The sequence below is a fragment of the Oceanicoccus sp. KOV_DT_Chl genome, from assembly GCF_900120175.1.
GTDB lineage: Bacteria > Pseudomonadota > Gammaproteobacteria > Pseudomonadales > Dasaniaceae > Oceanicoccus.
In genome coordinates this window covers 61,840-76,154 of sequence record NZ_FQLF01000001.1, presented here as the reverse complement: position 1 = coordinate 76,154, position 14,315 = coordinate 61,840, and the positions used below count along the sequence as shown (strand labels likewise).

The following is a 14,315-nucleotide window of genomic DNA, read 5'->3' as shown; positions in this document are numbered from 1 at the left end:
CAGCACCGAGATATTAAAGCTCATAATCATGCACAATGGTCTATAATCCTGTTGGGTTTTAGCAAGCAGCTATAACAATGCAGATAAGAGCTGACCGTCAGGCTAGTAATACTACAACTGCCAGGCTGTTTATTTTTTATACAAAATATCACACCCATTACACAAACACTCGCCGTTACAGGAAACTATCGGTTTATGCCACATTCGAATATTCACACGTTACTCACGCGATTATCCCTATTGTTGCTTATCATCATCAGTAGTTCTTTAACACTGGGGCAGAGCCTGCAATCCGAACAACAAAAACTGACCGCATTTCAACAGCAATTGCAGCAACTACAAACCCAACAAGCACAATTACAAACTGCCATTGCTGCTAATAAAGCAGCGCTAGCACCACTAGCCAATCAAGATGCACCTGAACAGGATGGTTTGGATGAAGCTCAAGCAGAGTTGGACCAGGCCCAAGCCCAATATAATGCAGAGCCTACTGATGATAATCAGGCAGTGCTGAAAAATAGCGAATTCAAGTTTGCACTGGCAGAGCGCAAATATAAAAAGGCCAACAGTCAATTATTTGAATTACAGCAAGAAGCTGAATCCCTCAACGCACAATTAACAACCACCACCGCTGACATAGACAAATTATCCAAGCAAATAACCCAACAAAACGCAACGATTGAAAAAGTCGCAAAGCAACAACAAACGCTTAAACAGCAACGTCTCGCCGAGGAACAACGTCTCAAAGCAGAGGCTGCAGCAGCGGAAATTGCGCGTTTAAAAGCACAGCTCTCGGAGCAACAGGCAAAGGAAGAGGCCGCTGCTGAACAAGCCAGATTAGCAGCAGAGAAAAAAGCAGCCGCAGCCAAAGCGGCCGCAGCTAGCGCAGCAGCTAGCAACACACCAGCCCCAGTAGCCACTGCCACAGTACCCGATGCCGTCAGCGCTCCCGGCAACAACGCAGTTACCACCGCTACTGAGAAACCAGCTGCCACGGCAACCTCAACCATTGAAGACAGCACCCAATCTGGCTCAGGCATTGTATTTTTAAGCACAGCGGAAGAAGTTCAAGCTGAAGAGATTCGCATCACCGAATTGCTAGCCACACCGGACCCGCAAAAGACGTCCAGTTATAACAAGATTCTTAATGTTAAAGCGCTCGCCGCCGATGGTACTACCGGTCCAGCAGTTGCCAATACGCTGCGTCCTGCCGGTCACAATATATATCGCGGCTCAGCAAGCATTATGGGTGGAGACACACTATTTATCGTCGGTTTTAATCGCTGGCGAGAAGAAGTTAAAGCTAAAACTGAAAAATATTATGTGGTTATTTTCGATAGCTCTGATCCAGCCAAACCACGCTTGATTTATTATCCCGCGGGCCTGGCCTTATAAAACTGACTGAATGCTGATTACCCTACAACAGTAGCTAACGCTTATGCTAAGGTTAGCTACCTTGTTGCCGCAATACTGCTACCATGCCAAACACCTCCAGCACGCCGCCCAGCTATCAATTACAAACAGCTGAAATTGAATGGTTGGATGATGATATACCGCAAGCCAAACACTTCAACGATATCTATTTTTCCAAGCTGCAAGGTCTGGATGAAACCCGCTATGTTTTTTTACAGCACAATCAGCTCGAACAACGCTGGCAACAACTAACGCCAGAGCAAACCTTTACCATTGCCGAAACCGGCTTTGGTAGTGGCCTGAATTTTTTAGCCGCATGGCAACTCTGGCAACGCACCGCTCCTCTACATGCGCGATTGCAGTTTGTCTCGGTAGAAAAATACCCGCTTAAAAAAAGCGATTTAATCCGTGTGTTAGCCGTCTGGGATGAACTAAAACCGTTTGCAGAACAATTAATTGACCACTACCCGACCCTGACCGCCGGCCAACACCTGATCGATTTTCCCGATAGCAATGTCAGCCTACTGTTAATCTTCGACGATGCTATTGCAGGCCTGGAGCAATTGCGCTGCTCGGAGTTAAATGACTATCGAGACCATCACCCTTACCACATTGATGCCTGGTTTTTAGATGGTTTCACCCCCACACGCAATCCACAACTGTGGAATGACACGCTGTATGCCATCATTGCGGATTTAAGTGGCGAAAGCACCAGCTTAGCGACTTTTACCGCGTCCAGTGCCGTTCGTCACGGGCTTGGCCAACAAGGCTTCCACATTCAAAAAGCACCGGGATTTGGCACCAAAAGGGAAATGCTTACCGGCCGCTTTGACCCTCAACTGCCACGGCAAGCACCGACAAGCAGCGATAACCGCAAAAGTAATCAAGCACCTTGGTATTTATCGAAACATCCAAAAACATCCGCTCAGCACATTACAATTATTGGCGGCGGACTAGCAGGCAGCAGTAGCGCCTACGCAATGGCAAAACGTGGCTGGCAGGTGACGCTAATCGAGCGACAACCCGCGCTGGCGCAAGGCGCATCCGGCAATCCACAAGGCATGCTTTACACCAAACTATCACCGCAGCGTTCAACACTGAATGAATTTTATTTGAGTAGTTATTTATACGCTTTACGCTTTTATCAACAATGGCAACAGCGCCATCATATTAATTCTCAACAGCTGGATTTTTGTGGTGTCATGCAACTTGCCAACAGCGCTGCCGAGCTGAAATTAATGACTCAGCTCAGTCAGGCCTTTGACCAAACCCCGAACTTGTACAATTTTTAGATGCCAAAGCCGCTTCAGCGATAGCGGGAATTGATCTCGCCCACCCGGCCTGGTTTTTTCCGCAAGCGGGTTGGTTATCGCCACCAGCACTGTGCCAATCGCTGGTGCAACACGCATCGATACAGGTTATTTACAATACCGACGTTATCAGCCTCGACCAACAACCCGAGGGCTGGTCACTGCATGATGCACAAGCCAACAGTATCGCTAATTGCGATGCAGTGATTATTGCCAATAGTCATGATGCGCTTAGCTTTAGCCAAACCCGCGAGTTACCGGTAAAAACGATACGGGGACAAATTACGCAGCTGGCCTCACCCCAGCTATCACCGTTAAATACCGTACTTTGCCACGAAGGCTATGTCACCCCGCCATCAATGGCACACACAGTGTGGGCGCCACTTTCGATATTGGCGATAGCAATACCGAACTTCGCAGCGTGGATCACCAGCGCAATCTGGGCAGTCTAAAAACTGCGCTGCCGTCATTGGTACTAGGCACTAACGGCTCACTGGAACAACTGGGCGGTCGGGCAGCCTTGCGCTGCACCAGCCCCGATTACTTGCCGCTGGTAGGTGCCGTCCCCGATCGAGCCCGATTTATTGAAGACTTTGCCGCGCTGCGCAAAAACGCCAATAATAAAATCGATCACAAGGGCGGCTATTTTCCCAACCTCTACCTCAATATTGCCCATGGTTCACGGGGGCTGACATCCACCCCGCTATGCAGTGAAGTATTAGCACGGATTATTTGCGCTGAAGTGCCGGCCTTGCCGCGGCAATTAATGACCGGCCTCAACCCCGGACGATTTATTATTCGCGATTTGATTCGCAATAAGTTATAAAAGTCGATATCCACAACGAAACGACTGGTAAACAGCCAAGTTCAATCGCTTTATCTGGAGAAAATCATGCTGCTATCACATGAAAGTCCCTTATTACTTCCTACCGAGCTCGATAGTATCCATAACTATTACGAGGGCATGGTATTCGAGGCGTTACAACAGCAACTGCCCGAACAGTTTGGTAATAACGAATACATTGCTGATATTGCCTGTGTCGCGCTTAACCATTTACCGCCACGCTACATCCGCCATGATGTCGATATGGCATTTTATTTATCGCCTAATGAGCGTCAGGAAATGCTGGAAAAAGTAAATCAGGCGGTGACTAAAGCCATCCAGTTTGTAAATGACAGCCAACAGGAATACGAATAACATTTGTCAGTTTACAACGTTCAACAGCATTCCCTAACGTTTCTATCATGGCGTTACCGTAAGCTGATACTATTCCTTTTGTGCAGCACTATTATTTCATTTGCTGCTGCCAGCCAGGCAGCCATTATTGATTATCATTATACGGTTATTAGCGAACACCCCCACGACCCCGCTGTTTTTACCCAAGGCCTGGTTTTCCATAAGGGGCTACTCTATGAAGGCAGCGGTATACGCGGGCAGTCAAAAGTTTTTAGTCGCAGCCTGAACGACGCTCACGCAATTACCCTACACGCCAATGCCCCCCATATTTTTGGCGAGGGTATTACCATTATTGGCGACAAACTGTATCAACTCAGCTGGCAGTCACAACAGGGGTTTATCTATCGAGTGGAAGACCTGACACCAGTGGCGACCTTCACCATCAATGGTGAAGGCTGGGGCCTCACCCATAATCAGCAGCACCTTATCGTCAGCAATGGCAGCAATCTGCTGCAGTTTATTAATCCAAATACCTTTGCGGTTGAAAAAACGTTAGCCGTTACGCTGGCAGGAAAACCGCTGCACAAGCTGAATGAGCTGGAATGGGTTGAAGGCTTAATTTATGCCAATGTCTGGCAAAGTAACTGGATCGTGATGATTGATCCAGAGTCAGGCGAAGTCGTCGCGAAAGTACGATTACACCAATTACTACCACGCCAAAAACGCACTAACAACACCAATGTGTTGAATGGCATAGCCTATGACGCCAGCACTAAACGCTTATGGGTCACCGGTAAAAATTGGCCCAGTCTTTTTCAAATTCAATTGCACCGTAGCCCCGAATCTAATACCAGCCCACATGCCCAGACCCCAGTGCGATAATTGCCTACGTCCACTCACAGTGTGTTATTGCCACACCCTGACCACGATTAACAACCAGTGGCCGGTCACGATTGTGCAACATCCCAGCGAAAGCCGGCACGCGATTGGCACTGCGCGTATTGCTGAACTCAGCCTGCTACATTGCCAATTACTTAATAGCGATAATGACCAAGATCAGCGACAACTAAAGCACATCATGCAACAGCAACCGCTATTGATCTACCCTGGAGAAGACAGTACGCCACTGGCTTCCATCGATAACACTACCATTCGCCCCTTACTCTTTATTGATGCCAGCTGGCGTAAAAGCCGCCGTATGTTATTTGAAAACCCGCAGCTTGCAGCCTTGCCTAAAGTACAACTGACCCCTACTAGCCGTTCACGCTATCAAATTAGAAAACAGCCGGATGCCCAAGCGATTGCTACGGTCGAAGCGATTGCACAAACACTGGGTTTTTTGGAGCGAAATTCAACGAAATATGCGCCACTGTTAGCCTCCATGGAGTGGATAATTGCCCAGCAAATCAAAGCTATGGGCACAGACGTTTTTATTCGGCATTACCGCAACAAAAATTAAACGTGGCGTCTGCGCGATACGTTTAATTGTCCACCATGGCAGCCGATTTTTTGAATATCCAGGCAAAAGTAAAGCTCACCGCCACATAATCATCTTGTAGTAACAGCGGGCTATCTTCATTTTCGGCGCCGTCCAAATTGTAATAACTTACCCCGGCCCCGAACACATAGCGATCATAATGACGCTTTAGCCGCAGTGAAAAACGGCTGCCAGTGTAACCGGAGCGGGATTCATAATACCCGCGATTAGCCGTCACGTCTTGCAGTCCCACATCATAAATATAACCGTGATAACGATGATCACTAAACATCGGGCCGGCGGTAGCGCTTACCGTCCAGGGGCCGTTATCGACGCTATAATACAAGCGTGGATTAAAGGTCCAACCCTGATGATAAAACGGCTTATCGCCCAATAAAAAACCGGCGCGCAAGGGTAAATCGAAACGCCATATTTGCTCGGCATCCGAGCTAATCGTATATTGCAGCGTCGGCCCCACTTCCAGCATCAAGTCGAGGTCATCCATATTTTCACGGGCATCATTGTCTTCGCTATTAACGGGCAATGAACCACTAAAACTCAGGCGTAAATTCCACTTTTCACTGTTATAAAGAAACCCTCTGATACCGCTGCGGTCGGCGCGGATTATTTCACCTCGATAGGTAAAGTAAGGAAGCGGGAACAAATAGCCTTGTTGTTGTTCAGCACCCAAGTAATGCGGATGATATAAACCGGCAGCACCTATGCCCAACTCCCACAAGGGATTTTTTTCCGCACTTGCAGTCGAGTTAGCCACGGTTAAAAGGGAAAGTAATAACAGGATAAATCGAATGGTATTTTTATCATTGGCAAACAGTAGCACTACACTCTCCAAAGCTACCCGCCAATTTTGATGAGCCAGCTATTAATAATCAGTCCGTAATCTAATCATTAATAGCGGATTAGGCAAATTTACCTGCCTATCTGACTCTACTATTCCTTCAGACTCTCCCGATATATTATTGCTGCTGACGCTGCTGCTCTAAGCGTTGCGCTTTGCGTTGCCGCTTCAACTCTAACTGCTCAACCACATCCGAACCCATATGCTGTTCGCCACGGGCTTTGGCCAGCTGCATTTGTTTTTCCCTCTCTAAAAAGCGCTGGCGTTGCTCCGGGCTGGTTTTGTCATAACACGCAGGGCAACTCACGCCTTTTTGGTAATGCTGATGCGCTTTATCTTGCTCGGTAATAGGTAATCGACAGGCATGGCACTGATCATAATCGCCTTTTTCCAATTGATGATTTACCGTTACTCGATCGTCGAATACAAAACATTCGCCTTGCCACAGTGTTTCCTCGGCGGGAACGTCTTCCAGATATTTTAAAATGCCACCTTTCAAATGATAGACTTCGTCAAAACCTTGTTCTTTCAAATAGGCAGTAGATTTTTCACAGCGAATACCACCGGTACAAAACATTGCCACTTTTTTATTTTTAGCTGGGTCCAGATGGTCTTTTACGTACTGCGGAAATTCGCGAAAGCTTTCCGTCACCGGGTTGATCGCATTTTTAAACGTGCCGACCTGCACTTCATAATCATTGCGGGTATCAACCAGCACCACGTCAGGATCACTGATCAGCGCATTCCAGTCTTTGGGATCGACATAGGTGCCTACCACGCGCTTGGGGTCAATCCCTTCCACCCCCATAGTGACGATTTCTTTTTTCAATTTAACCTTGGTGCGCAGGAATGGTGGCTTGGTGGTATAGGATTCCTTGCTATCGATATCGACCAGCTCCGGCTGCTGACGCAACCAGTCCAGTAATTGATCAATGGCCTCACGAGAACCGGCAACCGTGCCATTAATACCTTCACTGGCCAGCAACAAAGTGCCCTTCACTGACAGTGACTTCATGGTATTTAATAGCGGTTCGCGCAGCACTTCAAATCGGTCTAAAGCAACAAATTTGTACAACGCGCACACCACAATGGTGTCTGGGGATGATTTTTTAGCAAGCGCAGCGTCGGCGCCTGTGGGTACAGTAGTCGTCATTTTCTTTCCTCAGCTGACCGGAACGTAAATCCGGCGCGTGTTAAAACCGCGCGAATTATAAGGAATTTAACTGCGAATGCCAAACCCGCCCGCTCCGCCCTCATCAAGCATTAACGAACCGCAACTTCCTGCGCCGCCGCAGACACGGTATAAAGAACAGCTAGAGCCCAAATAACCTTGATGACAATAACAAGAGAAACCTTATGAGTATTTTTGATCGTTTTCGTTTAGACGGCCAAGTCGCCATTATTACCGGTGCCGGTCGTGGCATAGGCGCAGCTATCGCCAAAGCATTTGCTGAAGCGGGTGCGGATATTGTCCTTGCCGCACGCACACTGGAACAACTGCAAACCACTGCTGCCGCCGTTGAAGCTTTTGGCCGCCGCACTTTAATCGTCCCTACCGACGTGATGGTTGATGAGCAATTGCAGCACTTAGCCGATCAAGCCATGGCTGAGTTTGGCCGTATTGATATATTGGTTAATAATGCCGGTGGCTTTCCCCCAAACCCGCCTTACAAACCAGCGCCCGCGACCTCGATAATGCATTCAAATTTAACGTCACCACTGCCTTTGAGATGACTCGTATCTGTGTGCCGTTAATGGTGAGTTCTGCTGGCTCGGGCTGTGTGATCAATATTTCTTCCGTTGCCGGTCAACACCCGTCGCCCTGCTTTGCCGCCTACGGTACCGCCAAATCTGCACTGTCTTTTTTAACGCGTGAACTGGCTCAGGACTTTGCTCCCAAGGTCCGGGTCAATGGCATTGGTGTCGGCTCGACCAAAACCGAAGCATTAAATACTGTACTCAATGATGATATCGAACAAACCATGAATGATCTCACTCCCATGGGACGACTTGGAGAAGTAGAAGATATTGCTCTGGGGGCGCTTTATTTAGCCTCACCCGCCGCCAGTTATGTAACAGGAGAAATACTAGGTATTAACGGCGGGCTGACTCGACTCAATATGGATATGCCACGAGCTTTTTAGGACTAACATATTAATACCGGTGAGTGACTTATTTAGTGGCTCACCACATTTACCAGAATTACCATCATAATCAATAAAACCACAAAATAAATCACACCAGCAACAAACACATGCAAACCGTTAGCACGACGAAAATCTTCTTCTCGCTTTGCTTTTGGCCGCACACCAAGATGGGTTGATAACACAATCAACAAAGTCGCCCAAAAACCTAGCGGCGCTTCATCCTCATCAGGGCGTTCAAAATAGCGTGGTTTCTTTTGCTTAGACATTATTAGCGCAGGAATTTCTCAACATACCAGCAACTGGCCTGTATTGCATATTGCTGTTCTTTAGCCCAAGCCAAACCGTGACGAACTAACTTTTCCGCCACGCCTTTGCCTCTGGCAGCATTGGGTACATAGGTACGGCTAAAATTAATTTTATTATTGTCTAGCAGTTGATATTCCAGTACCGCTTCCTCGTTATCGATAACACAGCTAAAACAATCTTTACTCGGGTAGTGGATGATATTCATTAGGTTTCCAGTAAAATGCCAGTTATACGCTCAACAACAAACAATCGATAATTAAAAATGCGCACTATTATGACACTATTCAAACCGTTTTATTACTGTCTTATCACTGCCATTAGCGGTTTAAGTTTACTTGGACATGCGCAGGATTGGCCACACTGGGGTGGTGACGAAGGCGGCAGTCGATATTCACCGCTGCAACAAATTACTAAAGACAATATTGATGAATTGACTGTCGCTTGGCAATACAGTTTGGACGAATTGGATAACCGCCCCAAAATGCAGTTATTTTTTTCCGGCCACCACGCCACGCCACTAAAACTTCCTGCCGCAGCTGGCGACCACTTAATACTCTGTTCAGCGTTCAATAAAATTGTCGCGCTAGACCCTGCTACCGGCGCAGAGCGCTGGAGTTACCGCACGCAATTGCGAAAGATGAAGCCCGGCAGCCAATTTAAATGCCGTGGTGTAGCGTACTGGGAAGATACCGCAGCAGCCAGTGGAACGCAGTGTAAACACCGTATTATTAGCAACACCAATGATCGCCGCCTACTCTCACTCGATGCATTAGATGGCAAGCCTTGTGAGAATTTCGGTGAACAAGGTTTAGTCGATGTCGAACCGTTGATCAAAGCCGCTAAACCCGCCGGTCAATTTCATAAAGTACAAACCTACACCCCGCCTGTGGTGTTATCCAATACGATTATTATTGGCTCTACGACCAACTCCAAATCAAAAAGAGTAGATGCACCCAACGGTGCTATCCGCGCTTTTGATGTGCATACCGGTGCACTCAAATGGGAGTTTGATCCTATCCCGCGTCAACCTGATGACCTTTATCACGACAGCTGGGATCCGCAGGCACTGAAAAAAACCGGCGGCGGTAATGCCTGGTCATTTTTTAGTATCGATACAGAGCGAGACCTGGTCTTTATTCCTACCTCCTCAGCTTCACCGGATTTTTTTGCCGGCCAGCGCCCAGGGGATAATCGCCACGCCAACTCGGTAGTGGCATTAAAAGCTTCAACCGGCGAACTGGTGTGGTCATTTCAAACCGTGCATCACGATGTGTGGAATTTTGATAACCCTGCACAACCAATGCTGTTAGATATCGACAAGGATGGTGAAACCATCCCCGTAGTCGCCCAGCTGGTCAAAACCGGCATGTTATACGTGCTGCACCGGGAAACCGGCAAGCCTGTCTTTGGTGTTGAAGAACGCCCGGTCCCCACTGATGGCGTTGCCGGTGAAGTATTGTCTCCCACCCAACCGTTTCCGCTGGCACCCCCACCTTTAGTCCCACAATCAATCACCCCCGATGATGCCTGGGGTCTGACTTTTTGGGATAAGCAACAATGCCGTGAGTTAATCGAACAGTCTCGCTATGGGAAAATCTTCACCCCTATTAGCGAACAGGGCACCGTCATGTACCCACAAACCGGTGGCGGCCCAAACTGGGGGGGCGGCGCTTATGATCCGCAGCGGCAATTACTGATTACCAACGTCAATCGGGTCCCTTATTTCCTACGTCTGGTACGGCAGGATAAATTAAAAGCCGAAATGAAAGCGCGCAAAGCCGCTGGCGAAATATGGGGCACACCACCGGGTATTGCCGGTGGACCACCAGGGAAAATTAAAGGCACCCGTACGCCATCGAACAACGGCCATTACTTTCACCCTGGGGTATGCCCTGTACCGCACCGCCGTGGGGCAGCTTAGTGGCGATTGACCTTAGCAAGGGCACCATAGCATGGGATGTACCGTTAGGGACTTTGGAAAAACTGGCTCCGGCAGAAATCCCGCTGAAAGATTTTGTCTTCAATTTACCGTTTTTGAAATTTGGCACCCCAACGCAGGCGGCCCGATGATCACGGCTTCGGGTTTGGTATTTATTGCCGCAACCATGGATGAAAAATTCCGCGCCTTTGATATTGAGAGCGGAAAACAGCTCTGGCAGGCAACTTTACCCACCGCAGGCATGGCAGTCCCGATGAGTTATGAATACAATGGCAAGCAATACATCGCTATCTCTGCGGGAGGGCATTCTTTTTTATACCCGCAAAATCCAGGTGATGTATTAATGGTATATTCACTACCAAATTAACAATCACCAGCGTTTACGGATTGATTAATGAGTAAGCAACACTATTCAACACCACACACTTTACGCAACGAACAGGTCTCTACTCGCCAAAAAGCCTTAGAGATAAATTTAGACGAAAGAAAATACGGCACCTTTGTAGAAATTGGCGCCGGGCAGGAAGTGGCCCGCCAGTTTTTTTCTGCTGGTGCAGCAGCCGGCACTATTGCCAAGACCATGTCAGCCTACGACATGCAAATCAGTGATGTAATTTATGGCAAGGCTGGTGCTTACGTAAGCCGTGAACGCCTTGAACAAATGCTAACGCGGGAATACGATTTATTGGTTGAACGCCTTGGCGAATCACGTCCAGCCAATACCCAGTTCTTTAGTTACGCGGCCACCGTTACAGCAAAAAGCTTCAAACAAAAAAATGAATGCCACGGCTGGATAGGGATCAAATTAAACCTTATCCCTAATTTTCCGCCCGATGAAATCGTTTTACACGTCCGCATGCTGGATGAAGACAACCAAAGCCAGTCCGAAGCACTGGGTATTCTCGGTGTTAATCTACTCTATGGCGCGTTCCATTACCGTGATGAACCAAAATGGATTATCGATAGCCTCACCGACAACATCGACTCCACTCGGCTGGAAATAGACCTCATTCACTTTAGCGGCCCCTACTTTGCCAGCATCAATAACCGCCTGATTAATTTACATTTGGTACGCAGCTGGTGCTGTCGTGCGGTGATGTTTGATAACACCGGCAACTCCATCGTCCCAGCAAGCGCACTGCGCAAAAAAGATGTACTGGTCATGCGCGGATCCTTTAAACCGCCAACGAATGTACATATGGACATGAACAATGCCGCACTGGAACAGTTCAGTAAGATGGAAGGTTTGAGTGACCGCGGTATTATTAACGTTGTTGAAATTTCCATGTCCAGGCTAGGTACCGATGCCGACACCAGCGACGAAGAGCTGCTAGCTCGCGTGGATCTATTAATCCAGTTAGGGTTTAACGTGCTTATCTCGGATTATTTTCGCTTCTTCCGCCTACGCTCCTGGATGCGACGCTATACCGACAACCACATTGCGGTGGCACTCAGCACCTTTGATTTAAACCAGCTATTTAATGATGATTACTACGAAGGGTTGGAAGGTGGCATATTAGCAGCTATTGGTAAATTATTTTCAGATGACACTCACGCTATGGTCTACCCTGCGAAAATAAATGGCGAGCTTATCACCCTGGAAAATGCACAAGTCCCTGTAAAAAATATTCACTTACTGAAATACCTCACACTGAATAAATCATTAATTCCTATTGAGCATTACAAGGAAGAAAACCTGCACATCCTGCCGAACGAAGTTATGGAAGAACTGGCAAAGGGACGTGGTGATTGGGAGCAATCCATACCTAAAGGTATTGCCGAGGAAATTATTAACAAGAAGTTGTTTGGGTTTAAAGAATAAAACCATACCAACGTCGCACCTCGGCAGTTCCGTGCCAATTAGAGACGTTGGCACGATTTCCCTAAATAAACCTTTTTCAGGTCACTCCGATTTATCAACTTGCCATTCTGGCAGATACTTCGAAACAACATCGTGCCAACGGTTTCTAGCGGGGGTCAGAGCAAAATTTTACACACTACGTAAAATTATTGGTCCGACCCCACATCGTGCCGCGATAAGATCGACCCTATCCAATTTCCTGCCAGCTGGAATGCGCACGTAATTACTCGGGCCTGTAATGGGTCACAAACGCGCATAGCGTTTGGACCGAGCCGAAGGCGAAGCCCGCAGGGCCTTAACAGCCCTCAGGCTGTTAAGGGTCAATACCGACGATTACCTTACATGTAAAACAATCTTCAAGACCTGCAGCCATACCTTCCGCAACAGACACTCTTCAATCTAACGATTTTTCTTAGCTGTTTTCGGCAGCTATAGATTCAGCTTCAAACATAAAAAGCCCGAAGTTAATCAAGGCGTAGGTTCTCAAAGGTGCCAAGTTGAGGCATTGATATAAGCTCAGCTAGAAACAATCTGGTCGCGGCACAGTGCGGGGGCGGATCCATTTTTGTTTTCCATAAAATGACTCTGCCCCCCTCAAGTTCAAGGGATTATGGCTTTAGCCCGTGAGTAGCTTAGCTCAGCAAACTCTTGTGGCAGAGTCTGCTGCAAAAAAGTGTCTGCAGCCGTTTTATTTTCAGGGCTGGGTGAAAACTGGCTGTCAAAAAAGCTGCTCACCACTAAGCGACTAATCTGTTGTTGTCGCAAGGGATTGATGGCCTTGGGCAGTGGGTTTTGCTGACATAGTTCATTGGTGGATTGATAATTGATGCCCTGCTCAGGCGTGCCCAATAAATCAAACCAGGGTGCTTCGCTGTCGGCATCGTCCAAATTGCTCATCACCACATAACAACCAATAGAGTCCGGGTGGTTTATCCAGCGCAATAAGCTGGCGCTGCCAGAAAAGCCCATATGGGATCCTTCAGCAATCGTTAGCAATTGGGCGTTGGGAATCTTTTGCAGCACGGGCAGTGCATTGCTCGAGTATGGAACTAACGCATCCGCAGTACCTGCCAGCATCAGAAAAGCCGGTGTCCGTTGTTGGAAAAAGGCTGCGGTAAATTGATCGGTCGGCCCGGCAAGGGATAATGCAGCATCGACTCGGCTGTCGGCCATGGTCGGATGATAGGCGGCCAGCGTGGTGGTCATGCCGCCCAGCGAAAGCCCCATCAGGCCAATGCGTTCAGGGTCGATCATGTCGGCCAAGGCGTGTTCAGGGTTAAAGTTATGCTGCAGTAAAGTATCAATCAGGAAGCTGACATCGGCGGGCTGATTAACGACATCTTTAACCAGAGGGCCGCCGGGCGCCGAGGCATTGGTTAAAGGAAAGTCAGCGGCAACCACCACATAACCTTTGCTGGTCAGATGTTGCGCTAGATATTCACCATCACTTCGATTAGAGGAAAAACCATGGCTGTAAACAATTAGTGGAAAACCGCCCTCAACTTTTCGGTCGGGATACCAGAGGGTGCTGACCAGCGTGCGACTGTCGGTTCCGGCGAAGTCACCATTGGCTTGGGTGCTGCGACTGCGATCAATAATTGTTTCATCGTAATAATTAACGCTATAAGGTCCGGGTTTTAAGCGCAGGGCACTATCGGATAATGGGTCTAAAGCGGGCGCTTGTTTACCCAGAGAAAGTACGATGCCCACTAACACTAGCAGTAATATGAAAACGGTTATCAATTTCATCGCTTTAATCATGGCTAAACCTCAGTCGTTTTTTTACTTTATGCTGGTGTCACTAAACTTATGTCAGTATGCGCCTG

General features: G+C 48.0%; 13 protein-coding genes and 2 pseudogenes. 10 read left to right on the top strand and 5 right to left on the bottom strand.

Annotated elements, in window-relative coordinates:
* The first annotated feature begins 195 nt into the window (after positions 1–195).
* The 6 genes and pseudogenes from UNITIG_RS00360 to UNITIG_RS00330 all read left to right on the top strand — a co-directional run bounded on the left by UNITIG_RS00360 (position 196) and on the right by UNITIG_RS00330 (position 5,359).
* On the top strand, positions 196–1,395 hold the full coding sequence (locus tag UNITIG_RS00360) for a hypothetical protein (protein ID WP_101756585.1): 1,200 nt from the start codon (positions 196–198) through the stop codon (positions 1,393–1,395).
* A gap of 83 nt (positions 1,396–1,478) precedes the next feature.
* Positions 1,479–2,705, top strand: a complete 1,227-nt coding sequence (gene mnmD / locus UNITIG_RS00355) for a tRNA (5-methylaminomethyl-2-thiouridine)(34)-methyltransferase MnmD (protein ID WP_101756584.1) — start codon at positions 1,479–1,481, stop codon at positions 2,703–2,705.
* A 20-nt stretch (positions 2,706–2,725) separates the two neighbouring features.
* Positions 2,726–3,549: pseudogene (gene mnmC / locus UNITIG_RS25370) on the top strand (FAD-dependent 5-carboxymethylaminomethyl-2-thiouridine(34) oxidoreductase MnmC).
* Between the two features lie 66 nt (positions 3,550–3,615).
* The gene (locus tag UNITIG_RS00340; protein ID WP_101756581.1) at positions 3,616–3,921 is read left to right on the top strand and encodes a late competence development ComFB family protein; all 306 of its coding nucleotides are present in this window, start codon (positions 3,616–3,618) and stop codon (positions 3,919–3,921) included.
* Positions 3,922–3,924: 3 nt separating this feature from the next.
* Positions 3,925–4,782: a glutaminyl-peptide cyclotransferase gene (locus UNITIG_RS00335; protein WP_101756580.1), complete on the top strand. Its 858-nt coding sequence runs from the start codon at positions 3,925–3,927 to the stop codon at positions 4,780–4,782.
* A complete protein-coding gene (locus UNITIG_RS00330; RefSeq protein ID WP_159930993.1) occupies positions 4,760–5,359 on the top strand; it encodes a tRNA-uridine aminocarboxypropyltransferase in 600 nt (199 codons plus the stop codon). Before UNITIG_RS00335 ends, UNITIG_RS00330 begins: the two co-directional genes overlap by 23 nt.
* Before the next feature lie 22 nt (positions 5,360–5,381).
* On the opposite strand, the gene UNITIG_RS00325 is transcribed toward UNITIG_RS00330, so the two are convergent.
* A complete protein-coding gene (locus UNITIG_RS00325; protein ID WP_159930991.1) occupies positions 5,382–6,218 on the bottom strand; it encodes a MipA/OmpV family protein in 837 nt (278 codons plus the stop codon).
* A gap of 136 nt (positions 6,219–6,354) precedes the next feature.
* Positions 6,355–7,389 (bottom strand): rhodanese-related sulfurtransferase, encoded by a 1,035-nt coding sequence (locus UNITIG_RS00320; protein WP_101756577.1) that lies wholly within the window; start codon positions 7,387–7,389, stop codon positions 6,355–6,357.
* Positions 7,390–7,592: 203 nt separating this feature from the next.
* On the opposite strand from UNITIG_RS00320, the pseudogene UNITIG_RS25365 reads away from it, so the two are divergent.
* Positions 7,593–8,380, top strand: a pseudogene (locus tag UNITIG_RS25365) (SDR family oxidoreductase).
* 32 nt (positions 8,381–8,412) lie between these two features.
* On the opposite strand, the gene UNITIG_RS00310 reads toward UNITIG_RS25365, so the two are convergent.
* Both UNITIG_RS00310 and UNITIG_RS00305 read right to left on the bottom strand, forming a co-directional pair.
* Positions 8,413–8,649 carry a DUF2970 domain-containing protein gene (locus UNITIG_RS00310; RefSeq protein WP_101756576.1) on the bottom strand — a complete coding sequence of 79 codons (237 nt, stop codon included), beginning with the start codon at positions 8,647–8,649 and terminating at the stop codon, positions 8,413–8,415.
* A 2-nt stretch (positions 8,650–8,651) separates the two neighbouring features.
* Entirely contained in the window at positions 8,652–8,894 is a 243-nt protein-coding gene (locus UNITIG_RS00305) for a GNAT family N-acetyltransferase (protein ID WP_101756575.1), read from the bottom strand.
* Positions 8,895–8,963: 69 nt separating this feature from the next.
* Here UNITIG_RS00305 and UNITIG_RS00300 point away from each other — a divergent pair, with 69 nt between their 5' ends.
* The 3 genes from UNITIG_RS00300 to UNITIG_RS00290 all read left to right on the top strand — a co-directional run bounded on the left by UNITIG_RS00300 (position 8,964) and on the right by UNITIG_RS00290 (position 12,450).
* Positions 8,964–10,610 carry a PQQ-binding-like beta-propeller repeat protein gene (locus UNITIG_RS00300; protein ID WP_159930989.1) on the top strand — a complete coding sequence of 549 codons (1,647 nt, stop codon included), beginning with the start codon at positions 8,964–8,966 and terminating at the stop codon, positions 10,608–10,610.
* Positions 10,611–10,755: 145 nt separating this feature from the next.
* Positions 10,756–10,995 (top strand): PQQ-binding-like beta-propeller repeat protein, encoded by a 240-nt coding sequence (locus tag UNITIG_RS00295; protein ID WP_101756573.1) that lies wholly within the window; start codon positions 10,756–10,758, stop codon positions 10,993–10,995.
* A gap of 27 nt (positions 10,996–11,022) precedes the next feature.
* A complete protein-coding gene (locus UNITIG_RS00290; RefSeq protein WP_101756572.1) occupies positions 11,023–12,450 on the top strand; it encodes a nicotinate-nucleotide adenylyltransferase in 1,428 nt (475 codons plus the stop codon).
* Between the two features lie 639 nt (positions 12,451–13,089).
* On the opposite strand, the gene UNITIG_RS00285 is transcribed toward UNITIG_RS00290, so the two are convergent.
* Positions 13,090–14,250, bottom strand: a complete 1,161-nt coding sequence (locus tag UNITIG_RS00285) for a CocE/NonD family hydrolase (protein WP_101756571.1) — start codon at positions 14,248–14,250, stop codon at positions 13,090–13,092.
* Positions 14,251–14,315: the final 65 nt, after the last annotated feature.

Coding starts and splice junctions, on each gene's coding strand:
- UNITIG_RS00285 (WP_101756571.1), bottom strand. CDS start 14,250: ATGATTAAAGCGATGAAATTGATAACCGTTTTCATATTACTGCTAGTG.
- UNITIG_RS00330 (WP_159930993.1), top strand. CDS start 4,760: ATGCCCAGACCCCAGTGCGATAATTGCCTACGTCCACTCACAGTGTGT.
- UNITIG_RS00305 (WP_101756575.1), bottom strand. CDS start 8,894: ATGAATATCATCCACTACCCGAGTAAAGATTGTTTTAGCTGTGTTATC.
- UNITIG_RS00295 (WP_101756573.1), top strand. CDS start 10,756: ATGATCACGGCTTCGGGTTTGGTATTTATTGCCGCAACCATGGATGAA.
- UNITIG_RS00320 (WP_101756577.1), bottom strand. CDS start 7,389: ATGACGACTACTGTACCCACAGGCGCCGACGCTGCGCTTGCTAAAAAA.
- UNITIG_RS00340 (WP_101756581.1), top strand. CDS start 3,616: ATGCTGCTATCACATGAAAGTCCCTTATTACTTCCTACCGAGCTCGAT.
- mnmD (WP_101756584.1), top strand. CDS start 1,479: ATGCCAAACACCTCCAGCACGCCGCCCAGCTATCAATTACAAACAGCT.
- UNITIG_RS00360 (WP_101756585.1), top strand. CDS start 196: ATGCCACATTCGAATATTCACACGTTACTCACGCGATTATCCCTATTG.
- UNITIG_RS00300 (WP_159930989.1), top strand. CDS start 8,964: ATGACACTATTCAAACCGTTTTATTACTGTCTTATCACTGCCATTAGC.
- UNITIG_RS00310 (WP_101756576.1), bottom strand. CDS start 8,649: ATGTCTAAGCAAAAGAAACCACGCTATTTTGAACGCCCTGATGAGGAT.
- UNITIG_RS00290 (WP_101756572.1), top strand. CDS start 11,023: ATGAGTAAGCAACACTATTCAACACCACACACTTTACGCAACGAACAG.